We start from the raw sequence: 8,907 nt of genomic DNA on the forward strand, positions 1-8,907 counted from the left end.
GAGAGAGCCCTGCCGTGAACACCTCGAAGCACACCAGCCCCCTGCCCGACGCGGAACTCGGCCGCCGGCTCGCGGACGAGCCGATCGCCATCGTCGGCCTCTCCGCGCTCTTCCCCAAGTCCCGTGACCTGCGGGAGTTCTGGGGCAACGTGATGTCCGCCGCCGACTGCATCGAGGACGTGCCGAGTACCCACTGGGACGTCTCCGAGCACTACGACCCGGACCCGACCGCGCCCGACAAGACCTACGCCAGACGCGGCGGCTTCATGCCCACCGTCCCGTTCAACCCGATGGAGTTCGGGCTGCCGCCGACCACCCTGGAGGTCACCGACGTCCTCCAGCTGCTCAGCCTGGTCGTCGCCCGGGACGTGCTGCGTGACGCCGGCGCCCACCGGCCCTGGTACCGGCCCGAGCGGACCGGCGTGGTGCTCGGAGTCACCGGCGCCAACCAGCTCACCCAGCCGCTCTCCGCCCGGCTGCAGACCCCCGTGCTCAAGGAGGTCGTCCGCAGCTGCGGCCTCAGCGAGCGCGACGCCGAGGAGATCGCCGAGAAGTTCAAACTCGCCTTCGCCCCCTGGGAGGAGAACTCCTTCCCCGGCATGCTCGGCAACGTCGTCGCCGGCCGGATCGCCAACCGGCTCGACCTCGGCGGCACCAACATGACCATCGACGCCGCCTGCGCAAGCTCGCTCGCCGCCACCAAGGCCGCCGTCAGCGAACTGCTGGAGCACCGCGCCGACACGATGATCGCCGGCGGCTGCGACGCCGAGAACACGATCTTCATGTACCTCTGCTTCAGCAAGACCCCCGCCTTCTCCAAGGCCGGCCGGATCCGCCCCTTCGACAAGGACGCCGACGGCACCCTGATCGGCGAGGGCATCGGCATGTTCGCTCTGCGCCGCCTCGCCGACGCCGAACGCGACGGCAACGAGGTCTACGCCGTCGTCCGCGGCATCGGCTCCTCCAGCGACGGACGCTTCAAGTCCATCTACGCCCCGCGCAAGGAAGGCCAGATGGTCGCCCTGCGCCGCGCGTACGAGGACGCCCGCTGCACCCCCGACAGCGTCGAGCTCTTCGAGGCGCACGGCACCGGCACCGCCGTCGGCGACGCCACCGAGCTCTCCGCCCTCGCCGCCGTCGTCGCCGACACCACCGAGGAGCGGCAGTACGCCGCCGTCGGCAGCGTGAAGTCCCAGATCGGCCACACCAAGGCCGCCGCCGGCGCGGCCGGCATGATCAAGCTGGCACTCGCCCTGCACCACAAGGTGCTCCCGCCCACCATCAACGTCGACGAGCCCAACCCCGCGATCGACTTCACGGCCGGCCCGTTCTACGTCAACACCGAGAGCCGGCCCTGGATCAAGGACCCCCGGCGCACCGACCGCCGCGCCGCCATCTCCTCCTTCGGCTTCGGCGGCACCAACTTCCACTTCGTGCTGCAGGAGCACGGCGACGGCGAGGACCTCAAGGTGATGTTCCCCGTCGCCCGGGTCCACCTCTGGCACGCCGCCGACCCGGCCGCCCTCGCCGCGCTGCTCGCCGACGGCGCCCCCGCCGCCGAGGGCCCCGCCCCCGCCGACCACGCCCGGCTCGCCCTCGCCGCCCGCGACGACGCCGAACTCGCCGAACTGCGGGCCCTCGCCGCCGCCGAACTGCGGGCCAAGCACGACGCCGCCGACTGGGCCCACCCCCGCGGACTCTGGTACCGCCGCCGCGCCGCCGACACCGGCAAGGTCGGCGCCCTCTTCGCCGGCCAGGGCAGCCAGTACGTCAACCCCGGCCACCGCGCCGTGCTCGCCCTGCCACCGCTGCGCGCCGCCTTCGACCGCGCCAACCGCGAGTTCGACGGCGCCGAACTGCTCTCCCGGGTCGCCTTCCCGCCGCCCGCCTTCACCGCCGCGGCCCGCACCGCCCAGGAGGAGTCGCTGCGCCGCACCGAGTACGCGCAGCCCGCGATCGGCGCCCTCGCCGCCGGCCAGTACCGCTACCTCGGCGAGCTCGGCTTCGCCGCCGACGGCCACCTCGGCCACAGCTTCGGCGAGTTGACCGCACTCTGGGCGGCCGGCGCGCTCACCGACGACGCCTACTTCGCGCTCGCCCGGGCCCGCGGCGCCGCCATGGCACCGCCCGCCGACCCCGGCTTCGACGCCGGCGCGATGGCCGCCGTCAGCGCCCCCGAGGCGAAGGTCGCCGAGCTGCTCGCCGACCACCCCGAGCTGGCGGTGTGCAACCGCAACGCGGCCGACCAGATCGTCGTCGGCGGCCCGACCGCCGCCGTGGAGCGGCTGGTCGCCACGGCGTCGGGAGCGGGGCTGCGGATCTCCCGACTGCCGGTCTCCGCGGCCTTCCACACCCCCTTCGTCGGCCACGCCGTCGAGGCCTTCCGTGCCGCCGTCGACCGGGTGGAGGTCCGTCCGCCGCTGCGGCCCGTCTACGCGAACACCCCGGGCGGACGCTACGGGGACGACCTCGCGGCCAATGCCGCCCTGCTCGCCGAACAGCTGATCAACCCGGTGCACTTCGCCGACCGGGTCGAGGAGATGTACACGGCCGGGTTCCGCACCTTCGTCGAGTTCGGCCCCAAGGGCGTCCTCACCCAGCTGGTCGCCCGCATCCTCGGCGACCGCCCGCACCACGCCGTCCGGCTGGACGGCGGACCGGGCGCCGACGCCGACCTCGCCCTCAAGCGGGCCGTCGCCCAACTCGCAGTCCTCGGCGTGCCGTTGGCGCTCGCCGACCGCTACGCCGCAGCCGCTCCGGAGGCCGTCCCGAGCAAGGGCATGACGGTGCCGCTGAACGGCATCAACCACGTCTCGGACGCCCGCAAGGCCGCCTACCGCGAGGCGCTGGAGAACGGCTACCGGATCACCCCGGTGGCAGCCGCACCCACCGCGCCCACGGCCGCCGCCCCGCTGGCCGCTCCGGTCGCGGAGCCCGTGATCCCCGCCCCGACGGCAGTGGCGCCGCCCGCACCCGCACCGCCGCCCGCTGCCGCCCTTCCGCCGGAGCCCGCACCCGTCCTCCTCCCCGCGAGGAACGCCGTCCAGGAGAACGCACCCGTGGACCACGACCACGCCGCCGCCGCGGCGCCCGACCGACTGCCCGAGCTGATCGCCGACCACCTCGCCCTCCACGACGACTACCTCAACGGCCAGCTGCAGAGCGCCCAGCGGCTCGCCGGACTGCTGGAGAACGCCGCAGGACAGGGCCGGGTCGACGAAGTGCTGGCCGGCGTCACCGCCGTCAAGGAGCACGGCCTCGCCATCGGCCGCACCCACCTGCGCGCCAACGAGATCCTCCGCGACCTCGCCGCCCTGGAGCTCGGCGGTGCACCAGGGGCGCCCACCGCACCGGGCACACCGGTGCAGCCGCAGGCGGTCGAGACGCCCCCGCCGGTGGCCGCACCCGCGCTGCCGGCCGCCGCCCCGGTCGCCGAGTTCGTACCGGTACCGGCCGAGCCGCTGCCCACCGCCGAAACGCCGGTCGCACCGGCGCTGCCGCCGGCCCCGGTCCCGGTACCCGCCCCTGTCGTAGCGGAGGCGGCCCCGGCGCCCTCGGCCGGTGCGGGGGAGGTGTCGGCTGCGTTGTTGGAGGTGGTGGCGCAGAAGACGGGGTATCCGGCGGAGATGCTCGAGCTGGGTATGGACGTGGAGGCGGATCTGGGGATCGACTCGATCAAGCGGGTCGAGATCCTGGGTGTGCTCTCCGAGCGGTTCCCCAGTGATGTGCCGGTGGGTCCGGAGCAGTTGGGTGAGCTGCGGACGCTGGGGCAGATCGTGGACTTCATGGTGGGGGTGGCCGGTGCCGGTGCGCCCGCCGCCGCAGCGCCTGCTGCTCCGGCTTTCGGTGCGGGGGAGGTGTCGGCTGCGCTGTTGGAGGTGGTGGCGCAGAAGACGGGGTATCCGGCGGAGATGCTCGAGCTGGGTATGGACGTGGAGGCGGATCTGGGGATCGACTCGATCAAGCGGGTCGAGATCCTGGGTGTGCTCTCCGAGCGGTTCCCCGCCGAGGTGGCAGTCGGCCCCGAGCAGCTCGGTGAGCTGCGCACCCTCGGCCAGATCGTCGACTTCATGACCGGCACGATCGGCGGCACCGAGGCGTCCGCCGCCCCCGCCGCGCCCGAGGCGTCGGCTGCGCCCGCGCCCCGGCCGGAGGCCACCGTGCCCGCCGGTGCGATAGGCCGGGCGCAGGCCGCCCTCCTCGAACTGCCCGCCCCGGACGTCCTGGTGGACGCCTACCCGCAGGGTGCGGCGGCGCTGCTCGTGGACGACGGCGGGGAGCTGGTGCCGCTGGTCGCCCAGCGGCTGCTGGCGCACGGCCGGCCCGTCCGGGTGCTGCGGCTGCCGTCCGTCGGGCGCCGGATCGACGGTGTCGAGGACCACGCGCTCTCCGGATGGGGCCCGACCGAGCTCGCCGAGCGCGTCGAGCAGGTGCTGGACCGGCCGGTCGCGCTGGCCGTGGTCTTCGACACCCGTCGGGAGACCGAGTGGGCGGACGGCGTCCGCCGGCTCTCGCACGCGCTGCTGGTCGCCAAGCATCTGGTGGAGCCGCTGACCCGGGCTGCCTCGGCCGGCCGGACGGGCTTCGTCACGGTCACCCGGCTGGACGGGGCCTTCGGTCTCACCGGTGTCGCCGAGGACCTCGTCCCGGCGGGCGGCTACGGCGGCCTGGTGAAGACGCTGGCCGTGGAGGCACCCGAGGTGTTCTGCCGGGCCGTCGACCTGGCGCCCGCTGTCGCCGACCGCACGGCTGCGGACCTGCTGCTCGCGGAGCTTTCCGACGCCTCGGCCGAGCCCGTGCAGGTGGGCCTGGACGGTCGCCGCCGGGTCGCCCTGACGCTGGCGGAGCGGCCCACCGGCCTCGCCGCCGGGCCCGGTTCCGCCACCGCTGCCGAGGTCGGCCCGGAGGACCTGCTGGTGGTCACCGGTGGCGGACGCGGCATCACCGCCCGCTGCGTGGCCGACCTGGCCCGCGCCCACCGCCCCGGCCTGCTGCTGCTCGGCCGGACGGCGCTCGGCGAGGAGCCCGCCTGGGCGGCCGGGGTGACCGGCACCGCCGAGCTGAAGGCGGCCGCCGTGGCCCACCTCAAGTCCGAGGGGGAGAAGCCGACCCCGAAGCGGGTCGAGCAGCTGTATCGGGCGGTGGTCGGCGAGCGGGAGGTCTGCGAGACCCTCGCCGAGCTGAAGGCCGCCGGCTCCGAGGCCGAGTACCTGGCCGTGGACATCACCGACACCGCCGCGACCACGGCCGCGCTGGCGCCGTACGCGGGCCGGATCACCGGTCTGGTGCACGGGGCCGGGGTGCTGGCCGACCAGCTGATCGCCAACAAGCGGGCCTCCGAGATCGAGCGGGTCTTCGCGCCGAAGCTCGGCGGGCTGCGCGCGGTGGTCGAGGCGCTGCCGGGCGACCGGCTGCGGCACGTGGTGCTGTTCTCCTCGGTGGCGGGCTTCTTCGGCAACCAGGGGCAGTCGGACTACGCCATGGCGAACGAGGTGCTCAACGCCTGGGCGTCCTCGTTCCGGCGGCGGCACCCCGCCGCCCGGGTCAGCTCGCTCAACTGGGGCGCCTGGGACAGCGGGATGGTCTCCCCGCAGATCAAGGCGGTGTTCCAGGAGCGCGGCATCACGTTGATCCCGGTGGAGACCGGAACGGCCCTGTTCACCGGCCAGTTCGCGGCCGGGCGGGCCGAGGACACCGTCACCGTGCTCGGCCCGACCACCCCGCTGTCGGTCCGGGAGCCGGCCGCGCCCGCTGCCGCCGTGGTGCTGGAGCGCCCGGTGGCCGCACTGGCCGCCGAGCCGATCGTCGCGGATCACGTGATCGGCGGGGTGCCGGTGCTGCCCGCGGCGCTGGCGCTCGGCTGGGCGGTCGGCGCGGTGGAGCGGCTCAGCGGCGGAACCGTCCGCCAGGTGCGGGACTTCGCGGTGCACAAGGGCGTCCTCTTCGACGAGACGGTGCCGGAGCGGCTGCAGCTGGCGGCCACCCCGGCGGGCGACCGCGCCAGCACCGAGGTGGTGATCCGCTCGGTCGCCGCGGACGGCACCGTCCGCCCGCACTACGCGGCGACGGTGGTGCTCGGCAACGACCCGGCGACGGAGCTCAACCACCCGACCCTGGCCGGGCTGCCGGCCGCGGGCGGCGGACGTGACGCCGGCGGGTTCTACTCCGACGGCACGCTCTTCCACGGCGCCGCCCTGCAGGGCGTCCGCCGGGTGCTGGCCGAGGACGAGTCCCGGCTGGTGCTGGAGTGCGCCCTGGCCGAACCGGCTGCCGCCGCAGGGGCGTTCGCCGGCGCGCTGTACCGGCCCGGCACGACCGACCTGCTGCTGCAGGCGGGCCTGGTCTGGATGCGGCTGTTCCGCGCCACGGCCAGCCTGCCGCTCTCGGTGGCCCGCGCCGAACTGCACCGGGCACCGGCCGACGGCGAGACCTTCCTCGCCGTGGTCGAACCGGCCTCGGTGAACGGCACCTCGGCGAGCCTGACGGTCACCGCCGTCGGCCACGGCGGGCGGGTCCTCGCCCGGCTGAGCGGAGTCAGCCTCGTGTCGACCCCGCAGCTGGCCGCGAAGTTCGCCCGCAGCTGACGCACCCGACCCGGCAGGTCCGGCCGGCCGCACCCCAGCAGGCCGGCCGGACCGCCGCACGGACCGGAGGGACCACCGCTTCCATGAGCACGTACGCCATCGTCGGCCTGTCCTGCCTGTTCCCCGGCGCCGAGACGCCGGACCGGTTCTGGCAGAACCTCGTCAGCGGGACGGACAGCCGGGGCGAGGGCGGCCCGGAGGTCTTCGGACCGCCCGCCGACCCCCGCGACCTCGACCCGCACCACCGCATCACCTGCACCCGCGGCGGCTTCGTCCGCGGCTTCGACTTCGACCCCACCGGCTACCGGATCGCCGCCGAGCGCCTCGCCGGCCTCGACCGGGTCTTCCACTGGTCGCTGCACACCGCCCGCGAGGCGCTGCGCACCGGCGGCCACCTGGACCGCCCCGACCTGCTCGCCCGGACGGGCCTGGTGCTCGGCAACTACTCGTTCCCGACGCCCGGTTCGGCCGACCTCAGCCTGCCGCTGGTCGAGCAGGCCGTCCGCACCGGCCTGCGCCGGGCCGGCCTCGACCTGCCCGCACGCCCCGACACCGCGCCGCGCCGCGACCCCGCCGACGCCCGGGTCAGCGGCGCACCCGCCCGGATCGTCGGCGCCGCCCTCGGCCTCGGCGGCCCCCGGTACGCCCTGGACGCCGCCTGCTCCTCCGCGCTGTACGCGCTGAAGCTCGCCTGCGACCACCTCGCCACCGGCCAGGCCGACCTGGTGCTCGCCGGCGGCGTCTGCGCCCCCGACCCGACCCTGATCCACCTCTCCTTCTCCGACCTGCACGCCTACCCCGAGAACGGGTTCAGCCAGCCCTTCGACGCCCGCTCGGCCGGCATCCTCACCGGCCAGGGCGCCGGCATGGTCGCCGTCCGGCGCCTGGAGGACGCGCTGCGCGAGGGCGACCGGATCCACGCCGTGATCGACGGCATCGGTCTCTCCAACGACGGCGGCGGCCGCCACCTGCTGGTGCCGGACGAGGTAGGACAGCACCGTGCCTACGAACTGGCCTACCGTGCCGCGGGCCTCTCGCCGGCCGAGGTCGACTACCTGGAGTGCCACGCCACCGGCACCCCGATCGGCGACACCACCGAGGCCGCCTCGGTCGCCGGCTTCTTCGGCGCGCACGGCGGCGAACTGCCGCTGCTCGGCTCGGTGAAGGGCAACATCGGCCACCTGCTGACCGTCGCCGGCCTGAGCAGCCTGCTCAAGGTGGTGCTCGCGATGGAGCACGGCCACCTGCCGCCGACGGTCGGCGTCACCGAGCCGGTGCCCGGGCCCGGTGGGGCGGCCGCGACCGCCCTGGTCCGCACCGGACGGGACTGGCCCGCCGCGGCCGGTGCCCGGCGGGGCGCCGTCTCCGCCTTCGGTTTCGGCGGCACCAACGCCCATGTGGTGCTCTCCGACGCCGTCCCGACCCGGGACACCCCCGTCCCGGCCCGTGCGGCGACCGTGCTGCCGGCGCCCGACATCGTCGGCCTCGGCGCGCACTTCGGCGCCTTCGACTCGGCCACCGCCTTCGAACGGGCCGTCCACGACGGGCTGGACTCCTTCCGCCCGCTGCCCGAACGCCGCTGGCGCGGCCTGGAGGAGACCACCGACGGCGCCCTCGCCGCAGCCGGGGTCACCCCCGGCACGCCGCCGGTCGGCGCCTTCGTCGACACCGTCGGCCTCGACCCCGTCGACCACCGGATCCCGCCCGCCGACCTGCGCAACTACAACCTGCAGCACGCGCTGATGTCCAAGGTCGCCGACGAGGCGCTCACCGACGCCGGGTACGGCCGCGCCCCCGCCCCGGGCACCTCCGCGCCCGAGGCCCGGCGGATCGCCGTCGTCATCGCGATGGAGATCGAGCCCTCCGCCCACCTGCACCTGGCCCGCCACCGGATCGCCGCCCACCTGCGCGAGCTGCTCGCCGGCAGCGACCTGACGGACGAGCAGCGCGAGCGGCTCACCGCGATCGCCCGCGACGGGGTGCACGAGCCGATCGTCGCCAACGAGGTGCTCAGCTACATCGGCAACATCATGGCCAGCCGGATCTCCTCCCTGTGGAACCTCACCGGTCCGTCCTTCACCGTCTCCGCCGAGGGCGCCGGCACCGCGCAGGCCCTGGACACCGCCCGACTGCTGCTGCTGGACGACAGCGTGGAGGCCGTCCTCGTCGGCGCCGTCGACCTCGCCGGCTCGCCGGAGAACCTGGTGCAGCGGACCGCCGCCCACGGTGCCCCCGCCACCGGCCCCGGCCTCGCCTTCGGCGCCGGCACGGGCGGCTGGCGGATCGGCGAGGGCGCCGGCGCCGTCGTGCTCACCCGCCCCGG

At 75.3% G+C, this 8,907-nt stretch carries 2 protein-coding genes; both read left to right on the plus strand.

The window, feature by feature from the left end; all coding sequences use genetic code 11:
* Positions 1 to 14: 14 nt before the first annotated feature.
* On the plus strand, positions 15 to 6,584 hold the full coding sequence (locus KSNIM_RS21995) for a type I polyketide synthase (RefSeq protein WP_263104901.1): 6,570 nt from the start codon (positions 15 to 17) through the stop codon (positions 6,582 to 6,584).
* An 83-nt stretch (positions 6,585 to 6,667) separates the two neighbouring features.
* The coding region (locus KSNIM_RS22000) for a beta-ketoacyl synthase N-terminal-like domain-containing protein (RefSeq protein ID WP_317634044.1) at positions 6,668 to 8,907 on the plus strand (2,240 nt) is incomplete at its 3' end.

Source organism: Kitasatospora sp. DSM 101779, assembly GCF_025655475.1.
In the GTDB taxonomy this organism is placed as follows: Bacteria; Actinomycetota; Actinomycetes; order Streptomycetales; family Streptomycetaceae; genus Kitasatospora.